Origin of the sequence: Pedobacter fastidiosus (assembly GCF_014306625.1) — a bacterium.
Lineage (GTDB): Bacteria > Bacteroidota > Bacteroidia > Sphingobacteriales > Sphingobacteriaceae > Pedobacter > Pedobacter fastidiosus.
Map to the genome: position 1 here is coordinate 89,880 of NZ_JACRYL010000014.1, position 24,473 is coordinate 114,352.

General features: G+C 37.1%; 13 protein-coding genes and 1 pseudogene. 2 read left to right on the forward strand and 12 right to left on the reverse strand.

Features of this window, described 5'->3' with window-relative positions:
* Positions 1-7: 7 nt before the first annotated feature.
* Together H7U22_RS16045 and H7U22_RS16050 are read right to left on the reverse strand one after the other, a co-directional pair.
* Positions 8-4,936: a T9SS type B sorting domain-containing protein gene (locus H7U22_RS16045; protein ID WP_187072356.1), complete on the reverse strand. Its 4,929-nt coding sequence runs from the start codon at positions 4,934-4,936 to the stop codon at positions 8-10.
* A gap of 485 nt (positions 4,937-5,421) precedes the next feature.
* Positions 5,422-6,042, reverse strand: a complete 621-nt coding sequence (locus H7U22_RS16050; RefSeq protein WP_187072357.1) for an L-threonylcarbamoyladenylate synthase — start codon at positions 6,040-6,042, stop codon at positions 5,422-5,424.
* Between the two features lie 82 nt (positions 6,043-6,124).
* On the opposite strand from H7U22_RS16050, the gene H7U22_RS16055 reads away from it, so the two are divergent.
* Entirely contained in the window at positions 6,125-7,786 is a 1,662-nt protein-coding gene (locus tag H7U22_RS16055; RefSeq protein WP_187072358.1) for an FMN-binding glutamate synthase family protein, read from the forward strand.
* 208 nt (positions 7,787-7,994) lie between these two features.
* On the opposite strand, the gene asnS is transcribed toward H7U22_RS16055, so the two are convergent.
* The 10 genes and pseudogenes from asnS to lpdA form a co-directional block, all read right to left on the reverse strand.
* Complete coding sequence (asnS, locus tag H7U22_RS16060; RefSeq protein ID WP_187072359.1) at positions 7,995-9,443, reverse strand: asparagine--tRNA ligase; 1,449 nt, start codon at positions 9,441-9,443, stop codon at positions 7,995-7,997.
* 210 nt (positions 9,444-9,653) lie between these two features.
* Positions 9,654-11,300: a M28 family metallopeptidase gene (locus tag H7U22_RS16065; RefSeq protein ID WP_187072360.1), complete on the reverse strand. Its 1,647-nt coding sequence runs from the start codon at positions 11,298-11,300 to the stop codon at positions 9,654-9,656.
* Positions 11,301-11,681: 381 nt separating this feature from the next.
* Positions 11,682-12,665: a transglutaminase family protein gene (locus tag H7U22_RS16070; protein ID WP_187072361.1), complete on the reverse strand. Its 984-nt coding sequence runs from the start codon at positions 12,663-12,665 to the stop codon at positions 11,682-11,684.
* A gap of 53 nt (positions 12,666-12,718) precedes the next feature.
* Positions 12,719-13,654, reverse strand: a complete 936-nt coding sequence (locus tag H7U22_RS16075; RefSeq protein WP_187072362.1) for an alpha-E domain-containing protein — start codon at positions 13,652-13,654, stop codon at positions 12,719-12,721.
* Between the two features lie 9 nt (positions 13,655-13,663).
* Positions 13,664-15,111, reverse strand: a pseudogene (locus tag H7U22_RS16080) (circularly permuted type 2 ATP-grasp protein).
* A 446-nt stretch (positions 15,112-15,557) separates the two neighbouring features.
* On the reverse strand, positions 15,558-16,085 hold the full coding sequence (locus H7U22_RS16085) for a ferritin (protein ID WP_187072363.1): 528 nt from the start codon (positions 16,083-16,085) through the stop codon (positions 15,558-15,560).
* Positions 16,086-16,266: 181 nt separating this feature from the next.
* Positions 16,267-16,626 carry a hypothetical protein gene (locus H7U22_RS16090; protein ID WP_187072364.1) on the reverse strand — a complete coding sequence of 120 codons (360 nt, stop codon included), beginning with the start codon at positions 16,624-16,626 and terminating at the stop codon, positions 16,267-16,269.
* Between the two features lie 853 nt (positions 16,627-17,479).
* Positions 17,480-18,046: a GNAT family N-acetyltransferase gene (locus H7U22_RS16095; protein WP_187072365.1), complete on the reverse strand. Its 567-nt coding sequence runs from the start codon at positions 18,044-18,046 to the stop codon at positions 17,480-17,482.
* Positions 18,046-18,885, reverse strand: a complete 840-nt coding sequence (locus H7U22_RS16100; RefSeq protein ID WP_187072366.1) for an MBL fold metallo-hydrolase — start codon at positions 18,883-18,885, stop codon at positions 18,046-18,048. Before H7U22_RS16100 ends, H7U22_RS16095 begins: the two co-directional genes overlap by 1 nt.
* A 141-nt stretch (positions 18,886-19,026) precedes the next feature.
* Positions 19,027-20,415 carry a dihydrolipoyl dehydrogenase gene (gene lpdA / locus H7U22_RS16105; protein ID WP_187072367.1) on the reverse strand — a complete coding sequence of 463 codons (1,389 nt, stop codon included), beginning with the start codon at positions 20,413-20,415 and terminating at the stop codon, positions 19,027-19,029.
* Positions 20,416-21,125: 710 nt separating this feature from the next.
* Here lpdA and H7U22_RS16110 point away from each other — a divergent pair.
* The gene (locus H7U22_RS16110; protein ID WP_187072368.1) at positions 21,126-24,473 is read left to right on the forward strand and encodes a TonB-dependent receptor; all 3,348 of its coding nucleotides are present in this window, start codon (positions 21,126-21,128) and stop codon (positions 24,471-24,473) included.

Genomic DNA, 24,473 nt, shown 5'->3' on the forward strand with positions numbered 1-24,473 from the left:
TTTGTAATTAGTCTCTAATGATGTTAATAAAACCTTTAAAGTTGCCTAAGTTGCTTCCCAAATCAAGAATGTAATAATACGTTCCTTCAGAAAGTGGACTTCCGTTAATTGTTCCGTCCCAATCGTTGGCATAAGTATGTTTGGTATATAAAACGCGACCAGCTTTATCAAAAATCTTAAGCGTATTGTTAGGATAATAATCAATGTTTTTGATGATAAATTTGTCGTTTATTCCATCACCGTTAGGGGTAACTACTGAGCTTGCATCCAATTTGTAATCATCAATTACCGAGATATTAATGGTTTGATCGATGCTACATCCACTCGCATTGGTCACCGTAACTTTATAGCTTCCGGTTTGCTTTGGTCTGATGGTTACTGCAGCAGTGGTTTGTCCGCTGATGATTTCACTACCTGTCCAGCTGTATTGATTGCCTCCCGTTGCCGTTAAAATAATGGCATCACCTTTAGAAATAGAAATTCCTTTATTACTATTGATTGAAACAACTGGAAGTGGATTAATAATGACCGTTGCGGTTCCTGTTTGAGCTTGACTCGTATTCACATCAGCTACGCTTACCAGATTATAAACATAATTACCGACCACATTTGTTGATGCTGAAACGGTAGCCGTTGTGTTTGTTCCCGTAGTTGAAACGGTTCTGCTTGTCCCACCGTTGATATTGTAGGTAAATGTATATGGAGCAGTTCCCTTGGTACCCGTAAATGTAATTGTTGGCGATGTGCTATTAATACATATGGCGGTGTTGCCAGCAATACTTGCAACAGGTTTAGGTGTGATGTGAAAATTAGCTGATCTGTAATTAATTGCATAATTGGCATTGATGGCCAAAGTACCTTGATTAATTGCATAATCGCCACCAGTTTCTCCTGCTACTCGAACCAATGCACCGCTAAAAGTATCGGTACCTATTAAGGCAGGTGTAGAAGTATAGGTAAGGGGAGGATCAACCGTTCCTTCTATTTTAGTTTTCGCATCTGCAGTAATATTAATGGTTTTAGGGTTAATGGTTAAAACCTGTTGTTTGGCTACCGCTGGATTATAGAATGTATCGCCTGGCTGATTAGCGGTGATGGTTACTGTACCTACTTTTACAATGTGAATATCTGTATTGCTAATCGTTGCGACATTGGTATCGCTACTGGTATAGGTAATATTGATGTTGGTATTATCGCTTGTTGCGCCTGCAGGCAAATCAGCGTCTCCATAAGTTGCCGTTCTCGTTGAAGCGAAAGTAATGTTCTGCGCTTTTTTTACCACTGCATCATCACGGGTGTACCAAATTGGAGAAGTTATGATCCTGCTTCCATCGGCTTCTACAATATCTGCATAATAATAACCTGTTGCTAAATTAGTCAATGCGTTATCTGTATAAGTTAAACTTGTTGAAGCTCCAGCGGTTAATTCTACTGGATTTGTGCCACTTCCGGGCGTTCCGTATAAAATCTTAATACTGGTTACCGGGCTTGTGGTAATAGAATTTACCTCTATTATTGGCGCACCAGCTGTTTTAAAAATACTTCCAACAGGTTGCTTATTTATAGTGAAAACGATTTTAGCTGCTGAATCCTGCGAGGCATAGAAGCGCATCTTTTTAATGGCATCGAGCAAATCATTTTCCGTTAGGGCAGGAGCGAGAACCACTAATCTTGCTCGGGTATGCCTTCCGAAAGTTAAATTGTGGTTATCGTGATCAATACTCGCACCAAGGTGATAACCTCTAGCCAACATGCGATTGTAATAACTTAAATAACTCATAGAGCTTGCCGGATCTGAGTAGGTCACATTTGTTGAAAATGCGGGCCCACTTTCTAATGCAGTTCCAACAATTGCGCTATCTGCACTTAAATCATAGGTTGCAGAAATATTGTTATAATCTGTTGTATTTGGGTGTGCTAAAGTTGCTACGGCATTTAAACCATGTCTGTTGATAATTCTAAATAGACCTGTAGTACCTGTGTAAACACTTTTAGGAACATAAATCTGGTTTTCTCCAGATTCCCATCCAATTAAAGAATCTATACCATAAACAATTACGTGTCCGCCACCACTAATTACGCCCCATTCCATTCCATGCATAGCAACAAAAGTTGAAGTCGTTGCTTTTTTAGCTGCATCGATACCCGGTTGCCAGCTGGCTAAAGACATTCCGGCTTGCGTATGGTTGTGTTCTGATATACCCAAGAAATCTAGATTCATCGAATTTTTCGCAAAGGCATAATCATCCTCTGGTTTCTTAGTCAAATCATCTTTGTTTCCATCAGAATAACTACTGTGACTGTGTAGATTTCCATAATAGAAATTTAATTTATTTACATCTAGAATGCCTGTTTTTAGATTTCCTAAAAGCGGTTGAGTGGTTAAATATAATGGGCCACCACTGCAAGCACTATTGATCGAATAAATAAAGAAGTAGTAATTGGTATTCTGGCTCAGTCCGTTTCTAATAAACGTATTTCCTGTTCCTCTTTTAACCACAATTCCACCACCCAATTGATCGCCAACAGAGTAAGTTGTCTGATTTACCGGAGCAGAAGATAAAGTATTAGTTGTACTCATTACCACCAAATATTCATCAGCGCTACTTGAAGGCGTAAAAGAACCCTGAATAAAATTGTAGTTTGATGATGTTACCGTAAAACTTGTGGGTTGTGCAGTTGATATTGCGCATGGTAACAATGCTTTTGTAGCCTGACGAGCCGTTAAAATATTGGTGGTTAAATATTTCGGTCCACCAGTACAAGAAATATTATTTAATGGAATAATGAAATAGCTGTAGCTGGTTGCATCGGCAAGTGCATTATCCGTAAAAGTATTGGTTACAATTCTATTGGCTACAATCCCGCCACCAAAAGCAGAGCCAACACTATAAACCGTACCATCAATTGGTAGTGCAGTTAAGGTTGTATTCAAACTTCTAATGATTAAATATTCATTGGCATCAGCAGATTTAGTGAAACTAGCCGAGATACTATTTGTGGTAACACTACTAAAAACCAATGCAGTTGCCGGACTTGATGGTGCAGCACAAACTGGTAAATTGGGTGGAAAATGAACACCTAATCTATTTACATCATCATCATCAATGGCATTCTGTACTGTTGCAAGTATAGTTCTGGTCCAATCGTCATCAATATAAGTTGGACTTGGCGCCGTTACATTTAAACTCCTTACATAAGAAACGTCTTTTGCGTTTACGCCTTGGCCAAATGCATCAATAATATTGTTATTGGCATCAAGAAGCGCCACGCCATCATTTCCATTAAAGTTAATCACGGTATTGCTGTTCAGTACCGCACTTGCCGTAGTTAAATAAGGAACTTCTGAGTTGCTATTGCCTGTGTTTCCTAATAAAACACTTCCCCTAGCCGGGATGGTGAAGTTTAGGTTCACAATTTGAGATGGTGCTCCAGTAATGTTGATGTTTCCGGCATCGCCAGAGATATTATATAAAGCCAACTTTAATTGGGGTGAAGCTGTATTTATAGGCGCATTACTTAAGTTGGTTAATTCAATCCATTTATTAACCGAAGTACCTTCGTAATATTGACTGATAATTATCGGCGCACTTACCAAAGGCGGGTTAGCCGTTGTTACATCTAAGTTTGCAACAGCAGTTTGTAAATTTCCCGTATTGTCTTGCGCTATGATATATAAAGTATAAGTTGTACCAGATGTTAACCCACTGATGGTTGCAGTTGCATCTGCATTTGCAACATTGGTTAAAGAGCCTGCCTTTGGTGCAGCAACTCCAGTCGCATCGAAACCTGCTTTAACTTGAGCTGGTGTTGGCGCTGTCGAGCCAGATGGCAATAATACATAATAAGTTGTTCCCGCTTCGTTAATATTATTGGTAAAATTTATGGAGTTTAGCGTAGCATTACTTGCTTTGGGATAAGTGGCTGCGGTTACAGGAGGCGTTATATCAGCTGAGCCAAGTGTAGAAAAATTTAATGTGGTAAAGACAGTTTGTAAATTGGGTGTTGTTGCAAGATCTTCTGATACAGCGTATATTTTATATGCCGTAGAAAGTGTTAATCCCGAAATGGTTGCGGTTGCATCAGTATTCGCCAAATTAGCAATCGTTCCAAATTTAAATGCTGCTGCATTATTCCCATCTCTTCCTGCTTTAATTTGTGCTGAAGTGGTTGGTGCAGTTCCAGTTGCTGGAATTATAATGTAGTAAGTGTTTCCTGCTTCATTAATATTACTGATTAAGTTAACAGTTGTACTTGTTATTGAAGCCGTTTTAGGGTAACCAGTTGCATTTGTTGGTGGCGTGATATCTACTGTACCTGATGTGGCTACAGAACCTCCAATACTAAAACCTATTCTCCCTGTTGCTGGAGAGTTAAATCCCCATCCACCGGTAGCTGTTTGTCCACTAGCATAATAACGAATTGTAATTGTTGTTCCGGCTGCAACATTTTGTAATGCAGAAATACCAGATAAGCTAACTGTTGGAGATGCATTTGGTGCCACTGTTGTGCTCGTTATTGCTGTTGGAGCACCTATCAATGTAAAAGTGGTCCCATCTAAACTATATGCATACTGAGAACTTACGCCAGTAGTAGCGTAATAGGTCGCCGTTCCTGCAAAAAGTGCATCTAAAGAAGAAAGGGATATTTTATTTCCTGCAGATGCGGTTAGCGTAACCTGAAAATAATCTGTATTTGCTATGGAAATTCCGTTATTTTGAAAACCAACCGTTCTAAATGAGTTATTTCCGGCACTTGCTACAGCGCCAGCGCCACGTGTTAAAACTGGAACGCTTGCCAAGCCAGGATCTGAAGATGTGGCTGTAGACGTAGGAAGCGTTGTTTGCCCAGTAAAATCCCAAGTAGCAATTTGTGCTAAAGTTTTTCCTGAGAAATAGAGGGTAAATAATAGAGATAGTAGTAAAAGTTTTTTCATATAAATTTACAGGGATATAAATGGATTTATAATCTTATTTGTTAATTGTGATCGGCGGAAAATGCGATAAAGCGTTTAAAAAGATTTCGATTAAGATATTAATCGGAAAAAGTAGAATTTTAACATAAAAGATAATAAGGATGATTGTTGGACGATTTGAATATTCATAGCCATTTTATTCCGATTTAGGGATAAATGATCTTTAAACAGGAATATTTTGAGAATCAATTTGCACGGCAAACGATTTTTGCTGGATCACAGCCTTATTGGAGTAATTGTTTTGCCATATGGGATGATTAGGATACGAAAATAGGTGTCTAATATTAATTAAATATTAAAAAGATATTAAATAGGGAGCTTGCTTGGCGGAAATGATTACGTAATAAATGTTAGCGCTATAAATTTATATATTTCTAACTTATTTTAACTCAATGTTGATAAAATTAATTGGGAGTTGCTTAGAAAGCTCTAGTATTCATTGATATCTATAAAAAATCTTCAATATTTCCTTTTCCCTCACGGATAATTTCAAAATCTCCATTGGTACAATCAATTACGGTCGATGCATCATTATCTCCATAACCACCATCAATCACTAAGTCTACCAAATTTTCGTATTTTTCGTGAATCAATTCCGGATCAGTAGAATATTCGATCAGCTCATCATCATCTTTTATCGAGGTAGATAAAATTGGATTTCCTAATTCTTTAACAATGCATCTTGCAATATTATTATCAGGAACACGAATACCGACTGTCTTTTTATTCGAACTTAAAAGTTTGGGAACGTTATTGTTTGCATTGAAAATAAAAGTAAAAGGGCCAGGGAGTGCCTTTTTTAAGACTCTAAAAGTCGTATTATCAATAGGTTTTATATAATCAGAAATGTGCTTTAAATCGTGGCAGATGAAAGAAAAATTGGCTTTCTCGGGTTTTATTCCGCGAATTCGGCAAATTTTCTCTATTGCTTTTGGGTTGGTAATGTCACAGCCCAAACCATAAATTGTATCTGTTGGATAGATAATTAAGCCACCTTTTTTAAGTACTTCTACAACTTGCTCAATGGCTTTCTCGTTCGGGTTCTCAGGATAAATCTTAATAAGCATATGTAAAAATAACAAAATTATAGTGTCAGTTGTTTAATAATCCTAATCTTTGCATTAACAAAATATACGCTAATCTATAATTATGAGAAAAGCTTTCGTCGCGATGGCCGCATTTTTAATAGCCCTTACCATCATGCTAGGGTTATATCACCCTTTTTTATGGTGGACATTCTTGTTTACTGGTCCATTTGTAATTCTTGGCATTTACGATTTATATCAGCCGAAACATAGTATTGTAAGGAATTACCCTGTTTTCGGTCGATTGAGGTATTTCATGGAAGAACTCCGCCCAAAAGTTTATCAATATTTTGTAGAAAGTGATACCAACGGAACGCCATATAATCGTTTAAACCGTTCATTGATCTATCAACGGGCCAAAAAAGATAACGATACCATTCCATTTGGAACGCAGCTAAATGTTTACGAAAACGGATACGAATGGTTAAGCCATAGTATTGCGGCTATTTCCCATCACGAATTAAATTTAGATCCACGGGTTTTAGTTGGCGGACCAGATTGTAAAAAACCCTATTCAGCAAGTATTTACAATATCTCGGCAATGAGTTTTGGATCATTAAGTCAGAATGCAATTTTGGCTTTAAACGGTGGCGCTAAAATGGGCAACTTTGCACACAATACTGGCGAGGGCGGAATAAGCGATTACCACCGTCAGCCTGGAGGCGATTTAATTTGGCAAATTGGTACAGGATATTTTGGTTGTCGTAATGCTGATGGAACATTTAATTACGAAGCTTATGCAGAAAGAGCAAAAACAGATCAAGTAAAAATGATTGAAATTAAACTTTCTCAAGGAGCAAAACCAGGGCATGGAGGGATGTTGCCTGCAAAGAAAGTAACCTCAGAAGTTGCCCGCATTCGTTTGGTGCCCGAAGGTAAAGATGTTTTGTCTCCACCGGCACATTCTGCTTTCAACTCACCAATTGGTTTGTTGGAATTTGTAAAACAACTTAGAGATTTATCTGATGGCAAACCTGTAGGCTTTAAACTTTGTATTGGGCGTAAAAGCGAATTTTATGCCATTTGTAAAGCGATGATTGAAACGGGAATTTATCCAGATTTTATCACGGTAGATGGGGGTGAAGGCGGTACAGGGGCTGCGCCACAAGAATTTTCAAATTCTGTAGGGATGCCATTGCGTGAAGGAGTGGCTTTCGTTTATGATGTTTTAAATGGCTTCGATCTTAAAAAACACATTAAAATTATCGCTTCCGGTAAAGTGGCTACAGGTTTTGATTTGGTTAAAAATATTTCGCTTGGGGCGGATATGTGTAATGCAGCTCGTGGGATGATGTTCGCTTTAGGTTGCATTCAAGCGCTAGAATGTAACAGCAATACCTGCCCAACAGGCGTTGCTACGCAAGATCAGAGTTTAATGAAAGGTTTGGTTGTTGAAGATAAAACGGTTCGTGTAAAAAACTTCCACAACTTGACTGTTGCCAGTGCCGTAGAACTTTTAGGCGCCGCAGGCTTGAGAGAAACGACACAATTAAGCAGAGCATATATTAATAGAAGGGTGAGCCCAAGTGTAATGCAAACCTATTTGGAGAGTTTCCCATACATCCCGGCAGGAAGTTTGTTGCAAACACCTTATCCAACCCGCTTCGAATTGGGCATGGCGTTAAGCAGTTCGAAAAGCTTTGCACCAACAGATTATAAAGTTTCGGCAATTGATTATGCGCATGCAAATCCATATAGCGATACCATGCATGATGAAAGTCATTAGTCTATAGCATTAAACCTCGCAGGTTTTTAAAACCTGCGAGGTTTGTTTAAAGAGAAAGAATAATTTATGTTTCAAGATTTCTCCATTTCGTTTCATTCCAGTCGAAAAGACGATTCGTTGTTAGAAACAAAAAAATCCGTTTGATTAACTCAAACGGATTTTTTATGCAAATAGGTTTTTGCTTTAGTCTTTAAGCTTTTACCTTAGACTAAAATTCAGCGTTCTTAGGGAATCTTGGGAAAGCAATTACATCACGGATGTTCGTCATTCCGGTAACGAACAATACCAAACGTTCGAAACCTAGGCCGAAGCCTGCATGTGGAGCAGAACCAAAACGACGGGTATCCAGATACCACCAAAGTTCATCTTGTGGAATGTTCATCTCTTCCATACGTTTGGTTAAACGATCTAAACGTTCTTCACGTTGGGAGCCACCAATCATTTCGCCAATTCCAGGGAATAAAATATCCATCGCTGCAACGGTTTGTCTACCTTCTGCATCTGGTTCGTTTTGGCGCATATAGAAAGATTTAATATCTGCAGGATAATCCGTTAAGATTACTGGTTTCTTGAAATGTTTTTCAACCAAATAGCGCTCGTGCTCGCTTTGTAAATCAGCTCCCCACTCATCAATTAAATATTTAAATTGTTTCTTCTGGTTAGGTTTAGAAGATTTCAAAATTCTGATTGCTTCCGTATAGGTTAATCTTTCAAAATCATTCGTTAAACAGAAATCCAATTTCTCCAACAAAGTAAATTCACTGCGCTCGTTTTGAGGTTTTTGTTTGTCCTCTTCAGCTAAACGGGTATTTAAAAACTCTAATTCATCTTTGCAGTTATCTAAAGCGTATTTAATTACATACTTCATCATGTCCTCAGCAAGTTGCATGTTATCTTCTAAATCTGCGAAAGCAACCTCAGGTTCAATCATCCAAAATTCTGCAAGGTGACGAGTTGTATTTGAATTTTCTGCTCTAAAAGTAGGACCAAATGTATAAATCTGTCCGAAAGCCATTGCCGCCAATTCTCCTTCTAATTGACCAGAAACTGTTAAATTAGTTGCTCTGGCGAAGAAATCTTCAGAGAAATCTACTTTTCCATCAGCAGTTCTTGGGGTGTTGTCGAAATCTAAAGTAGTAACCTTAAACATCTCGCCTGCACCTTCAGCATCACTAGCCGTAATTACCGGCGTGTGCATATAAACAAAACCACGCTCGTTATAAAACTGATGAATGGCAAAAGCCAAAGCATGACGAACTTTAAAAACTGCATTAAAGGTATTGGTGCGGAAACGTAAGTGTGCAATTTCACGCAAAAACTCTAAACTGTGTTTTTTAGGTTGTAAAGGAAACTTTTCAGGATCACTATCTCCCAATATTTCTACGCTGGTTGCTTTAATCTCAACTGATTGACCTTTTCCTAAAGACTCTACCAATTTACCGGTCGCAGAAATTGCAGCACCAGTTGTTATTCTTTTTAACAGCTCTTCAGGTAAGTTATTAAAATCTAATACAACTTGGATATTGCCCATGCAAGATCCATCATTTAATGCAATAAACTGATTATTTCGGAAGGTTCTAACCCATCCCATAACCGTTACTTCTGTGTCAAATGCTGTCGATTTTAATAAATCTTTAATTTGCTGTCTCTTAATCATATTCTTATTTGTAAAAGGCGCAAATTTAGGAAAAATTGTTAGAATGTTGAAGCTAATTAGTTGTTTATTTGGTAAAGCGGTTAAGTGTTGGAATTGCTAAAATTGTTTAATTGTTGGAATTGATTATCATTGAAACTGGTTAATTGCTAAGGATATTTATATCCCTAGTAGGCATAATAACGGTATTCCTTAACAAAGCCAGATCTACGATTATTTCCCCATCGATTTATCTCTCACCGCCTTAAATTCCGAACCTTTTTTCCATTCGGGAAAAGTTGTTTCGTTGCTCAGTTTAAAACCTACCTTAAATAAAATGTTGGCAATTTGTTCAAAGCCATCAACATTCATTTTATCGCTATATTCATCAGAAGGCTGATGATAATGTTTTTCGTTGTATTCTTTTTTCTGTGCTTTGCCATAATCAGCACCTTTATCAATACTTTCAAATCCGTTTACGATATCGATGGCTGGTACGCCAACTTTTGCAAAATTGAAGTGATCAGAACGATAATAACTTCCAGCACCTGGTCTTTGATCGCCAACAGCAATCATTTGGTTTTTTTCCAATTCCTTAACTACATAATCTTCCACCTCATTCTGGCCTTTTCCTTTAATGGATACGTCTTTTGTTTTTCCATAGAAACCCAAAGCATCCATATTTAAATTAGCCACTGTTTTATTCAAAGGATAAATGGGGTTGGAGCCATAATATTCTGAACCCAACAATCCTTGCTCTTCGCCTGTAACGGCCAAGAATATGATCGATCGTTCTGGTTTTTCTTTGGCATCTTTAAATGCTTTCGCAACTCCTAACATCGCTGCAACACCACTTGCATTATCCACAGCGCCATTATAAATAGAATCTCCATTTATTTTCGGGCCGATGCCAAAATGATCCCAATGTGCTGAATAGATGATATATTCATTTGGTCTCTTGCTTCCTGTTATCTTAGCGATTACATTTTGAGAGGTTGCGTACTTCAGTTTATTGCTTAGGCTTAAGCTAACGTTCAGGTTCAATGAAACAGCTTTAAAATCTTTCTTGCGGGCATAGGCACGAATATCTCCTGTAATTCCTGCACTGGCTAATAACTTTGTTGCAGCTTGCTCGGTCATCCAGCCTTCAATTTTGCATCTAGACTTATGCTTATCCTTTTCCTGCAGATATAACTTTGCTCCGGTATTACTGTTTTTTATAACCGACCAATCGTAACTCGCCGGCTCAGTTTGATGAACAATAATAACCCCTGCAGCGCCTTGTCTTGCTGCTTCTTCATATTTATATGTCCAACGACCATAATAAGTCATTGTATCTCCTCTAAAAAATCCTTTTTCGTTTGATTTAAATCCTGGATCGTTCACTAAAACAATTACCGTTTTCCCTTTAACATCAAGATCTTTGTAATCGTTCCATTTGTATTCTGGGGCTACAACTCCATAACCCGCAAATACCAAGGGCGAGTTTTTAAGCTGAATGGTATCTTGCTCTCTTCTTGTAAAGGCAACAAAATCCTCGACTGCTTTTAAGCTTATGTTTTGTTTTCCACCAGTAATTTCCATAGTTGCCGATGGGGTAGAAGTAATTTCGACCATTGGTACTTTTTGAACGTAGCTATTTCCATTGCCCGGTTCGACACCCATTTTTTTAAATTGTGCAGACAGATAGTTCACAGTTTTAGTCTCGCCTGTAGTAAAGGGTCTTCTGCCTTGCAGGCTATCATTTGCTAAAACTGCAATGTGAGCTTTAATCGTTTCTGGCTTAATTGGGCCAGCGGAAGCAGGTTTTTCGTTTTGAGCACAACTTGATAAAACTCCTATAAGTAAAGCTAGAGGTAAAAAGTGCTGTTTATATTTCATTATATTTGGTTTATTAGTCAATAGTTCAATGGTCATTGGTTCATTAGTCATTAGTTCATTGGTCAATAGTTCATTAGTCATTGGTTCAATGGCAAATTGTTCATTAGTCAATTGTTTAAACGATTAATTTCCTCATAAAAATATATATTAATGCTGTCATTCTGAGGCACGAAGAATCTGGAACCGATTAGCACTGCTCAAACCTGACCCACCAATTTTGGTTGATTAATTAATTGACTATTATGTTTTATCGCTTGGAGATTCTTCACTGAGTCAGGATGACAAACTCGGCGCCTTAATCATTAAATTGGTTAATTGTTTAAACGTTTTGGTTGATACGAACGATTATGCTTTATTCTTAAATCCTTCAAATCCTGCTCGTTATTGTTGTTGCTGTTGAATCGCCTCCATATATTGCTGATAGCTATTTTGTTTTCTGGCTGTGCTTACCGTTGCCGAAGGTTTTGAATAGTTTATTTCTTTCAGCTGGAAATAATTTTCATTATCGTTAAAATCCTCATCATTATAACCTACGGAAACATTTACTTCCATAATGTGCTCAAAACCACCTTTATAAACGCCTTTTACTGGCGAGCAATCGGTAAAGTTTCTACCAACAGCTAAACGCACATGATTTTCATTAGCGATGCAATTATTTGTAGGATCTAAACCCAGCCAGCCATATTCTGGTAAGTAAGCTTCTGCCCAAGCATGTGTAGCACCTTCTCCACGCATTCCATCCCGATTAGGACAAATATAACCACTTACATAACGAGCGGGAATGCCTGTTAAGCGCAGCATAGCCGTTAAAACATGGGCAAAATCCTGACAAACACCAGCCTTTAGTTTCATTATTTCCTCGATTGTGGTATCTACAGCGGTAATTCCTTTTATATATTCGTAATTCTGAAATACATGGGCACAATATTTTATTGCTGTTTGGTAAGGTGTATCTTCCTCACCTCGAATGCTTAAGGCGGTTTCCTTTAATTGAACAATCCCATCAAAACTTTCTTGACGCAGGTAATCTATATAAGGCACTTCAAATTTAATTGCATCCAATCCGTTCCATTGTTCACTGCTAAACATATCATCTTGTGGCAACGGCTTAGGAAAAGTTTCTACACTTACTTTTGAAAATATTTTTAATTGGGTATGAGGCTCGTTTTGGGTGAAAGTTCCAACCTCATTTCCATAATAATCGATAAAAATTTCTATTTCCGGACTTCCAGAGATGTTCAAGTCATGTTTTACCACTTTTTGAAAGTCATCCTTAATCGGGAATAAAATTATCTGATTTGCACTATCCCGAACAGGCAATTCGTATTTATAATTGGTAATGTGCTTAATTTTAAAAATTGGCATAAATGCTTTTGTTAATTCTATTTGTAATTGGACTAATCGGGATGATTAATTTACTATGAATTTGCAAAATAATATTCGTTTAACGAGCTTCCGATGCCAAAAAGTTCGGCCCTAATTTGCGTTAAATAATTATGCAACTCTTCTTCACCCATTGTATTTACGGAACTGTAGGTAATCATACTTCGCAAACGACCTATTTTAAAAGATGAATTGTTGTAATGCTCAATATTATTCTCACTTTTCAATCGCCCGAAATATCGTTCTATATTATTCATTGAATAAAGTGCCGATCGAGGGAAGTCGTTGTTTAGCATTACCAATTCGATAATGTTTTTGGCGTCGAAACCTTGGCGATACGTTTTTAAATACAATTCATACCCTCCCAACGATAAAAGCAAGTGTTTCCAGTAGGCGATATCCGTAAGTAAATCTGGATTGGTGCTAATGGAACTAAATTTAATATCCAAAATATCTATCGATTGAATGCTTCTTTCCAGATGCTTACCAATTTTCATAAAGCTACGGCTTTCTCCACGCTCCATTGCACTATCGGCCGTACCGTGGTAAAGCATAACTTGCTTAATTAGAATATCCAAAGCAGTAATTGGGTCATCTTTTTGAACGTACCAAAGCAGTTTTTCATCCTTCACCGTGTGATAATACTCATTTAAACACTGCCATAAATCTTTCGGAATATGTTCCTGAACACTTCGGGCATTCTCTCGGGCAAGGGTAATGATATTTAAAATCGAATTTGGATTTTCGCGGTTTAATAAAAGGTATTCGATTACCGCTCTACTATCGTGCTGAATATTTAACAATTCGTTTTCATCATCAGAAGAAAAAATCCTGATTACGGGTTTCCATGTAAACTCCTGAATGGTATCTTGTGATGATGCGTAATTTATTTTTAACATGCGCAACATACCATCGCTACGCTCTACATATCTACTTAACCAATATAAGCTTGATGCTACTCTACTTAACATATTTGTATTCTAAGAAGTTAAAACCCATGTATCTTTACTGCCTCCGCCTTGAGAACTGTTTACCACAAGTGAGCCTTCTTTTAAGGCCACTCGAGTTAATCCGCCGGGAACGATCGATATTCCATCTGGACCATTTAAAGCAAACGGCCGTAAATCTATTCTACGAGGTGCAAGTTTTCCATTAATAAAACAAGGGGCAGAGGAGAGGCTAATGGTGGGTTGGGCTATAAAGTTGCGGGATCTTTTAATATTTCTAATTTATAATCTTCAATTTCAGTTTCCGAAGCTTCGTGTCCCATTAACATGCCATAACCGCCACTTCCGTTGGTTTTTTTAACCACCATTTTTTCAATATTGGCAAAAACATGCTCCAATTCATCGCGATTGCTTAATTGATAGGTTGGCACATTTTTAAGGATGGGTTCCTCATTTAAGTAATATTTAATCATATCAGGCACGTAAGTATAAACCGCTTTATCATCGGCAACCCCATTACCAACGGCATTTACTATGGCTACATTTCCTTTGCGATAAGCACCCATTAAACCTGCAACGCCCAAAACACTATTTGGGTTAAACACTAGTGGATCAATATAATCATCATCTACGCGACGGTAAATTACATCAACCTGCTGTAAGCCCGTAGTTGTTTTCATAAATACCTTCTGGTTTTTGACTACCAAATCTCGTCCTTCTACTAGTTCCAAACCCATTAATCTGGCTAGAGTGGTGTGTTCGTAATACGCAGAATTGTACATTCCAGGACTTAGCAAAACAATTGTAGGATTTGAGACTGCCCGAGGTGAAAGCGCCATTAAGTTTTTATACAGAATAGCTGGGTACTCTGTTACGCTTCTAACGCCACATTGGGGAATAAGATCAGGAAAGAGTCTTTTGGTTATTTCTCTATTTTCCAGCATATAACTTACGCCTGATGGTGTGCGAAGATTATCTTCTAGCACGTAAAATGTTCCATCATGATCGCGAATTAAATCAATGCCTGCAATGTGGATGTAAATATCGTGAAGTACATTAACGTTGTGCATCTCCCGTAAAAAATGCGGACAAGAATAGATTACATTGATGGGTACAATTTTATCCTTCAAGATAAATTGATTGCTGTAAACATCTTTTAGGAAAAGGTTTAAAGCCTTAAGGCGCTGTTTAATCCCTTTTTCGATAAACGACCATTCACTTGAAGTAATGATGCGTGGGATAATATCAAAAGGGAATATTTTCTCAATTCCTTCGCCACTATCGTAAACAGTAAAAGTTATGCCTTGGCTCATAAAGAGTTTTTTAGCCAATTCTTCCTTTTTGTTCAGGTTGTCGAGAGATTCTTTTGAGAAGTTGTTAATGAAATTTGAATAGTGATTTCTGTAATTGTCACTATTTAGGAACATTTCATCGTATGTATTGGGATGATTTAAGTAATTTTTTATAAAATTTTCTATCATTTGACTTAAATATTTGTTTAAATTATGATTTTGAATGTATAAAATGATATTTATTGTAAATAAAATTAGTCTTAAATCTTTTTTTACTTCATTAATGGTGTTTTTGTGTCTGTATTTTAGTGCTTTAGGTTAATTATTATTAATTATTTTAATTTTTTTACAAAAATACTTGATATTATGGATAAAGTTTGTACTTTTGTGATGCTCGTTAATTATTATTATATATTTGGTTTAAAAAAAGCGCTGGTAACGGCGCTTTTTTTATAAAGACGTTCAAAAACAGGATATTCATAATCAACATAAACCAAACAACCTAAACTAAATAAAGCTTCCAAGGGTAAAACCAAGGAAGCTTTGTTGTTTATAACATTTACAGATTTGTCTATAAATAAAAAAAGCCATCTTAATTTAAATCAAGATAGCTTTTTCAATATATGTTTTGTTATTTATTGTTCTGAATAAGTGATTTTATTAACGTGCTTGTCAATTTCCCATCTTCCTGTACCTTCTTCGCCAATAACTTCGAATAATTCTAGTGCTCTACGGGCTTTATATTCTTCTTCTCTTTGTTCTTTCAAGAACCAGTTCAAGAATTCCATTGTAACAAAATCTTGTTCTTTATGGCATTTTGAAGCGATGTTTTTGAAACTTTGCGTAATGGCAATTTCAGCTTCTAAAGCATCTTCAAAAACTTCTCTAAAGCCTGCGAAATCCGTTTTGATTCCTGAAACTTCTGGAGATATTGCATTTCCACCCATATCCAAAACATATTTGAACAATTTTAACTGGTGTACTCTTTCTTCTTCAGATTGCTTTGCGAAATAATCCGCTGAAAAGTCATAGCCATTTTGGTCGCACCAAGATGACATTGATAAATATAGTGATGAAGAGTGTGCTTCTTTTTTTATTTGCTGATTTAAAAGTGTTTCGATATCCTGAGATATTAAACATTTAATACGCATTAAGTCTTTCATAATTTCCTTTGCTTAACTAATGATACAAATGTAACATCTAATTAGGCAGTTTGTGCGAATTATTTACTATATGAAATTAGTCTAAATTGCTGTAAAGGAGGTATTTATAATGATTTTAAATAAGGATGGATATATGATGCGAAATGTGAAACGGACGATGGGTTTTGAAAAGATACCGCCTTTAGTAAACCAGTCTGTTTAAACAATCGTTAACCATGTAGTTAAGTTTAAACATGGTAAAAGTACCCTGCAATAATTCTTTAAGGGCAACAATTTCTAAAGCACTTAATAAGTAAATGTGTTCGCAACCATTAAAAGTAACCAGTTCGAAATCTGCTTTGGTCGTATTTAGGAGTAAGGCTTCCACATCGATGTTTTCGACAACCTTTTTTAGCTTTTGAAGAGATAAGCAATTGTAACGAGCAAACTTACCCCCAAAATCAATATAAAAGCAGTTTAATTTATCTGATTGATAAATAGATCCTTGAGTATTTGAGAATACGTTAATCAGTTCGTTAATATCGATACATGCTTTTTCCATTCCACTGCAAAAATTGCTATTATTTAGATTAAATACAAATAAAAAGGGAAATAAATTTTGTGGCTGATTAAAACTTGCATTAGGATTGGATAAGTGCAGGTTGTCTCATTTTGGTATTTACGAGGGTTTCGGTCGGTGAGACACCAACCGATAGGGATGTTTTGAATGGTTGTTGCAGCATTATCCCAAAGGAACTCTTACGGAGAGATTCCCGCATACGCGGGAATGACAGCTTTTGGATAGGAGATTTGTTTTGGTGTTCTTGATTAAGAATTTTGAATCCTTTTTATAGCATTAAGATTCCCGTATACGCGAGAATGACGGCCGTTCATAAAATGTAGTTGATATTGTGCCATGGTACGTTTACCAAATGCCATGGTACGTGTCTTCACGTACCATTAAAATAATTTCATTCTGATTCCGTGTATTCTGTGTTTCCGTGGCAAAATTATTTGAGTTTTTCCTTTTCTAAGCATTACGATTCCCGCATACGCGAGAATGACGACTGTTCATGAAATGTAGTTGATATTGCGCCATGGTACGTTTACCAAATGCAATGGTACGTGAAGACACGTACCATTTACGATAGTTTTCGGTCGGTGAGACACCAACCGATAGGGGTTTTTGAACCCTTTTTATCGCATTACGATTCCCGCATACGCGAGAATGACGGGCGTTCATAAAATGTAGTTGATATTGCGCCATGGTATGTGTACCAAATGCCATAGTACTTATCATCACGGAACATTTACGATAGGTTTCGGTCGGTGAGACACCAACCGATAGGGATTTTTGAATCCTTTTCACCGCATTACGATTCCCGCCTGCGCGAGAATGACGGATTTTGGAGATACTATTTTATCTCTATTTTGCAAACCATATGGTGATATAATCCGCCGATAAATTCTTTTTTATTCTGAATTTGAAAGCCTTTGGTTTGATAAAGTTTTAGTGCTTTCTCATTGTCAACTTCTACCAATAAACCAACCTTATTATGACTTAGTTTTTTAGCCCATTCAATTCCTGCATCAATTAATTGTTTTCCAATTCCTTTTCCTTGTGCATGGGGATTAACACTAATGGTATCTAAATAAAATTCACCAGATCCGGTTTCATCTTCAGGTTGGAAATCGTTTAAATTATTGTGTATTGCAAGGTAATCGAGAAAGTTTTTGCGCAGTTCTATAAGCTTTGCCCCGTCATAAGCGTTTAACGAACCTAGAACGATTCCATCTCCTTCATATACTAAGGTATGCTCGTAACTATACTGATTGTTTTTTTGCTTAAAGAAGTATTCAAACAGCGCAAGGGTTTTATCCGCATCCGTTGTGTTACTGAATTTATTTGCCAGCTCGCCCATCGCCTGGATAATTAACGGAGCAACTGCTTTGGTATCTTCGGGTTTGGCTTTGCGAATCATTAAATGTCGCTCAAATTAAAAGTTTCCGCAACGCGAATTCCTTTGTCGGTTCTTTGCAAAGTGCAACATTCGTTAATGGGATCGTGTTCCAAATATAAAACGTAATTATTAGCTACCGCTTCTTCCAGAAATGCTTGTTTCTCCGTCAACGTTTTTAGCGGAAACATATCATAGGCCATAACATAAGGTAAAGGCAAATGCCCAACAGAAGGAAGCAGATCGGCCATGTAAACGATGGTTTTACCTTTGTAATTTATTTTTGGGAGCATCATCGCATCGGTATGGCCATAAGCAAAGCTGATGTTAACGTCTTTACGCCACTCTACATTTTCTTTTTCTTCGATAAACTTAATTTGTCCGCTTTCTTGAATAGGCAATATATTTTCTTTAAGAAACGAAGCTTTTTCTCTTGCATTTGGTTCTACTGCCCATTGCCAGTGTTTTTCATTGCTCCAATAGGTTGCATTTTTAAATGCAGGGATTAGTTTTTCGCCTTTGCGAATAACTGCGCCACCGACGTGATCGAAGTGGAGGTGCGTTAAAAATATATCGGTAATATCAGCTTTGCTGAAGCCCAAGCTTGCTAAGGATTTATCAATGGTATCATCGCCATGCAAATAATAATGACTAAAAAACTTTTCATCCTGCTTGTTTCCAATCCCGGTATCTATTAAGGTGAGGGTATTGCCATCTTCGATTAAAAGGCAACGCATGGCCCAGGTGCAAAGGTTGTTAGCATCAGCAGGGTTGGTTTTCTGCCAAATGGCTTTAGGTACAACGCCAAACATGGCACCGCCATCGAGTTTAAATAAACCAGTGTTTATGGTATGGAGTTTCATATTGACGTAAAATGGAATAGGTAAGATGTAAAATAGAATGTAAACTTGGTTAAAAATAGAAAAAACCTGTTAAACTTAATTAACAGGTTTTCAGTTTAGGTTGATTTCCATTTTCCATTTTCCATCAACCATTTTCCATATTTACAAGTGTATCACTTCTCCGTAAGCATCGGCTGCAGCTTCCATAATGGCTTCGCTCATTGTTGGGTGAGGGTGTACAGATTTGATCATTTCGTGACCTGTTGTTTCTAATTTACGAGCGACTACAATTTCTGCAATCATCTCGGTTACGTTAGCACCAATCATGTGGGCACCTAATAATTCTCCGTATTTAGCATCGAAAATAAGTTTTACGAAACCATCTTTAGCACCTGCGGCAGCTGCCTTACCCGATGCGGAGAATGGGAATTTACCAATCTTAAGTTCGTAACCAGCTGCTTTCGCTGCTTTCTCGGTATAACCAACAGATGCGATTTCTGGTGTGCAATACGTACAACCCGGAATGTTATTGTAATCTAGTGGTTCGACATGCTGACCAGCGATTTTTTCTACGCAGATAATTCCTTCTGCTGATGCAACGTGAGCCAAGGCTTGGCCGCTAACAACATCACCAATTGCGTAATATCCTTTTACCGAAGTATTGTAGAATTCATCGGTAACGATTTTACCTTTTTCAGTTTTGATGCCGGTTTCTTCTAAACCGATGTTTTCGATGTTGGCCACAATACCAGCGGCAGAAAGTACGATATCGGCTTCGATGGTTTGCATACCTGAAGCAGTTTTAACTGAAACTTTGCAACCTGCGCCACTTGTATCTACCGATTCGACACTTGCTGAAGTCATTACATCGATCCCAACTTTTTTAAGGCTGCGCAACAATTGTTTGGAAACATCTTCATCTTCTACAGGAACTACGTTATCCATAAATTCTACGATCGTAACTTTCGTTCCCATTGTAGCGTAGAAATATGCAAATTCTACACCTATAGCGCCAGAACCTACAACTACCATGCTTTTTGGTAATTCTGGAAGCACCATTGCCTGACGATAACCGATAATTTTTTTACCGTCTTGTTTTAGGTTAGGCAATTCTCTTGAACGAGCACCTGTAGCAATAATGATATTTTTAGCTGTTAATTCCTGTTGAGAACCATCCGCACCTTTTACCTCTAATTTATTTCCTGGCTTTAGTTTACCAGTACCCATGATTACGTCAATTTTATTTTTCTTCATTAAAAATTGAACGCCTTTACTCATGCCATCGGCTACACCGCGACTGCGTTTAACTACTGCAGCAAAATCGGCTGTTGCGCCTGCCGTGGTAATTCCGTAATCGGCAGCATGGTTAATATATTCGAAAACCTGAGCGCTTTTTAAAAGTGCCTTTGTAGGGATACATCCCCAGTTTAAACAAATACCACCTAATGATTCACGCTCTACAATTGCAACTTTTAGTCCCAATTGAGAAGCTCTAATCGCAGCTACATAACCACCTGGGCCGCTGCCTAAAACAATAACGTCGTAGTTCATATCTATATTAAAGAGATTTCTTTTAATTGTTTTGTTTTTATTGTAATCTCCGGGGTAGGAGAAGGCTCTTGGAACAGATTACCCTCGCTTTTATAAAGTATATCAGCATTACGTTTTAAAAAACTTCCGTTTCTTACAATCCCCAAAACTAAAAAAAAAATGTTAAATGGTGCAGTCTATTTGATCGGTGGGCTGTTTATGCGCTATAAATTTACAAAGGATGTATATATTATGCACGGGGCTTGAACTGTTCGCTAATTTTTTAAGGGAAGTTCTTTATTGTTTAGTAGAAATAAAACATTGTTGAAGTTAAAGATTACGAAATTTCGTTTTAAGGACGGTGTATTTTTCAATTCTCCATTAAAATTAGAGTGAAGATTTGTTGATTGTAACTTTGAGGGGTTTTGTTTGCCAAAAAATTAATTGTTGGGATGTATTTTTAGTAAAATTCTATTTTTGGTTAAATTTTACTGCATTTATTATAGCTTTTGGGTGTATTTCTTAGTAATAATATACTTGTTAAGGCAAAGTATTGATAAACTGAAAGTTATAAAGCCCTAAAACCATGTTAATTGTTGAAAAGTTTTGAAGGAGTTAACGATAATTTAACATTGAATGTTAAAATGTGTTAAATATTATTAATTACATTTGCGGCATAAAAATCACCCCTGATTTTATTTAACAACAAAAAAACATTTAAAAAACAAAGTATGAAGAAATCTTTACTTTTAAGATTAGTGCTTGTTATTGTGGCTTTTGTGGGTATTACCTTAAGTGTAAATGCACAGGTAACTACATCGTCAATGACTGGAACTATTAAGGATGCCAAAGGCACCTTACCTGGTGCAAGTGTTAAAGCTACTCACACTCCAACGGGTACAGTTTACACCGTATCGACAAACAATGACGGCCGTTTTACCATTGGTGGGATGCGTGTTGGTGGTCCTTACACGATTGAAGTTAGTTTTGTAGGTTACAGACCTGAAAAACAAACAGAAGTTTATCTAAAATTAGGTGAGCCTTATTCTTTAAACTTAGTTTTAGTTGATAATAGCGCTACCTTATCTGAGGTAAAAGTAGTTGGCCAAAGAGCTAGCTCGATTATGAATTCTAATAAAACAGGTGCAAACACTGTTATCACAAGGGCTGAGATTCAAAATTTACCATCAATTACGAGAAGTGTTAACGATTTAACGCGTTTAACTCCTCAAGCAAATGGTACTTCTATAGGTGGTGGTAACTATCGTTCTAACAACTTTACTGTAGATGGTGCTAATTTTAACAATCAATTTGGTATTGGCCAGAATATTCCTGCGAATGGTTCGCCAATTTCTATTGATGCATTAGAGCAGATCTCTATTAACGTTACGCCTTACGATGTTCGTCAATCTGGTTTTACAGGTGGTTCAGTTAGTGCTGTAACGCGTTCTGGAACAAACACTTTCCAAGGAAATGCTTTCTACACGATGCGTGGTGATGACCAACAGGGAAAAAGAATTGGAGAAAGTTATAGAATTCCAGCAACTGTGGTTCAGAAATTAGATGAGAAAAATTATGGTTTCAGCTTAGGTGGACCAATCATCAAAGATAAGTTGTTCTTCTTTGCCAATTACGAAAAGAAACATACTATTGAGCCGGGAAATAACAGAATTGCTGCTACTCCGGGTCAACCTTATGGAAGTTTAACTACGGTTGCACCAGCAACAGCTGCTGATTTAGATGTATTAAAATCTACTTTAATGTCTAGATACGGTTATGATCCTGGTGTTTATCAAGGTTATTCGAATATCAGTGACAACGAGAAATTCTTTGCTCGTTTGGATTGGAATATTACTAAGAGCCACCGTTTCAGTGTTCGTTATAACCAAGTAGAAAGTACAAGTCCAAGTTCGGCAAGTACTTCAGTTACTGGTTCGGGTGTTACGGGTAACTTAGGTTATGGAAACTCAAGATCTGGAACAGCAACTAATGCTGGTTTGAACTTCTCAAACTCAAATTATTATCAAGCTGCCAACTTATATTCGGCAGTAGCAGAATTAAACTCAAACTTTGGAAGTAAAATTACCAACGTATTAAGAGCTACTTATTCTCACCAAAATGACCCTAGAACATCTGACAGTTCTCCATTTCCATTAGTGGATATCTTAAACAATACTCAATCTGGTACATCGGCAGGTAGTGTTCTTACTACTTTCGGTTATGAGCCATTTACATACGGAAACTTAAGAGATGTTAAGGGCTATACTTATAGTGATGATTTAAGTTTAGCATTAGGTAAACACAACATTACTATTGGTGTGCAGGCAGAATATAGCACGACTAAAAACGGTTTCCAACGTTTCGGTACTGGTTTCTATACTTTTGCTTCTTATGCTGATTTTTACAATAACGCAAGACCATTACAATACTCAGTAACTTATCCTTTAACTGCTGATGGTTCTCAAGCTTATCCAAGCTTTAAATTTGCACAGTACTCTGCTTATTTGCAGGATGAATTTACAGTATCTGACCGTTTAAAATTAACTGCAGGTTTACGTGTTGAACAGGCAACTTATCCAGATGTTTCAGAAATTAGAACACATCCATTGGTTGCAGCACAGACATTTGCTGATGGCAGAAAAATTGATACAGGTGTTTTACCAGCTAACAAAATCACTTATTCACCACGTTTCGGTTTTAACTGGGATGTTATGGGCGACCGTTCATTACAGGTACGCGGTGGTACAGGTATTTTTACCGGACGTGTTCCATTTGTTTGGATAGTTGCTCAATCTGGTGATGCAGGTTTATTACAGTATACACAAGTTTATTCGGGTACATCTACACCATTATTTAATCCAAGCATAGCTCCAAACTTAACTACGGCAGCGCCAGCAGCTGGAACAAGTATCCCTGGAACTATTAGTTCATTGGCTCCAGATTTAAAATTCCCTCAAACTTGGAAATCAAGTTTAGCTGTGGACATTAAATTACCTGGTGGTGTTATTGGTACTTTAGAAGGCATTTATGGCAAAGACTTATATGTTGCCGTAGGTAGAAACGTAAACTTACAAAACCCAACCAATTTAAATATTGCAGGTTATCCTGATAACAGACCATTTTATGGTAGTTCTGTAACTTCTAGACAAGTTGTAAATATTACCAGTGCAGGTTTACCAAGTGCAACGGGAACTTCGGCTCTTAACGTAATTGAGATGACCAATGCAAAAGGAGGATACAACTGGCAAGCAACTGCTCAGTTGACGAAGAATTTCTCTAATGGTTTATCGGCTATGATTGCTTATACAAGATCTGACCAACGTAACTACGGTGATGGTGGTGGCGATCAGTTGTTAAACTTATGGTCTATTCCATATACTTCGACAAACGCGAACACGCCTACTTTAAGTTATTCGAGTAACTTAAATCCGGATCGTGTTGTTGCTAATATCTCTTACAAGAAAGAATATCTTAAAAACTTAGCTACCTCGTTCTCCTTATTCTACTCAGGATCGCAACAGGGTAGATTCTCTTACAATTATAGTGCAGATTTTAATCGCGATGGACAAACCAATGATTTGATTTACATTCCACGTGATGCTTCAGAAATTAACTTTGTAAATATTCCAACTGGAACTACAGGTTATCAAAGAGCTTATAGCGCACAAGAGCAAAGTGATATTTTTATGAATTATATCAATAACGATAAGTATTTAAGTGAGCACAAAGGACAGTATGCTGAGCGTAATGCAGCTACTTCACCTTGGAGAAACCAATTTGATTTAAGATTGACACAAGAGGTTTTCAAAAACTTTGGTAAAACTAAAAACTCTTTCCAATTTACTGTAGATATCTTTAACGTTGGTAACTTATTAAACCGTAAATGGGGTAATGTAAATTTTGTAAACAATGCAGCGATTTTGGTTCCTCAGAATGTTTCCTCAATTAATTCGTTTACAAAACCAACCTTTAGATTGGCGAATGCTCAGGGAGATATTGTTAGAGAAACATTTGGTACTTCTCAAACGATTTCTTCAACTTACTTTATGCAGTTTGGAGTTCGTTACAATTTCAACTAA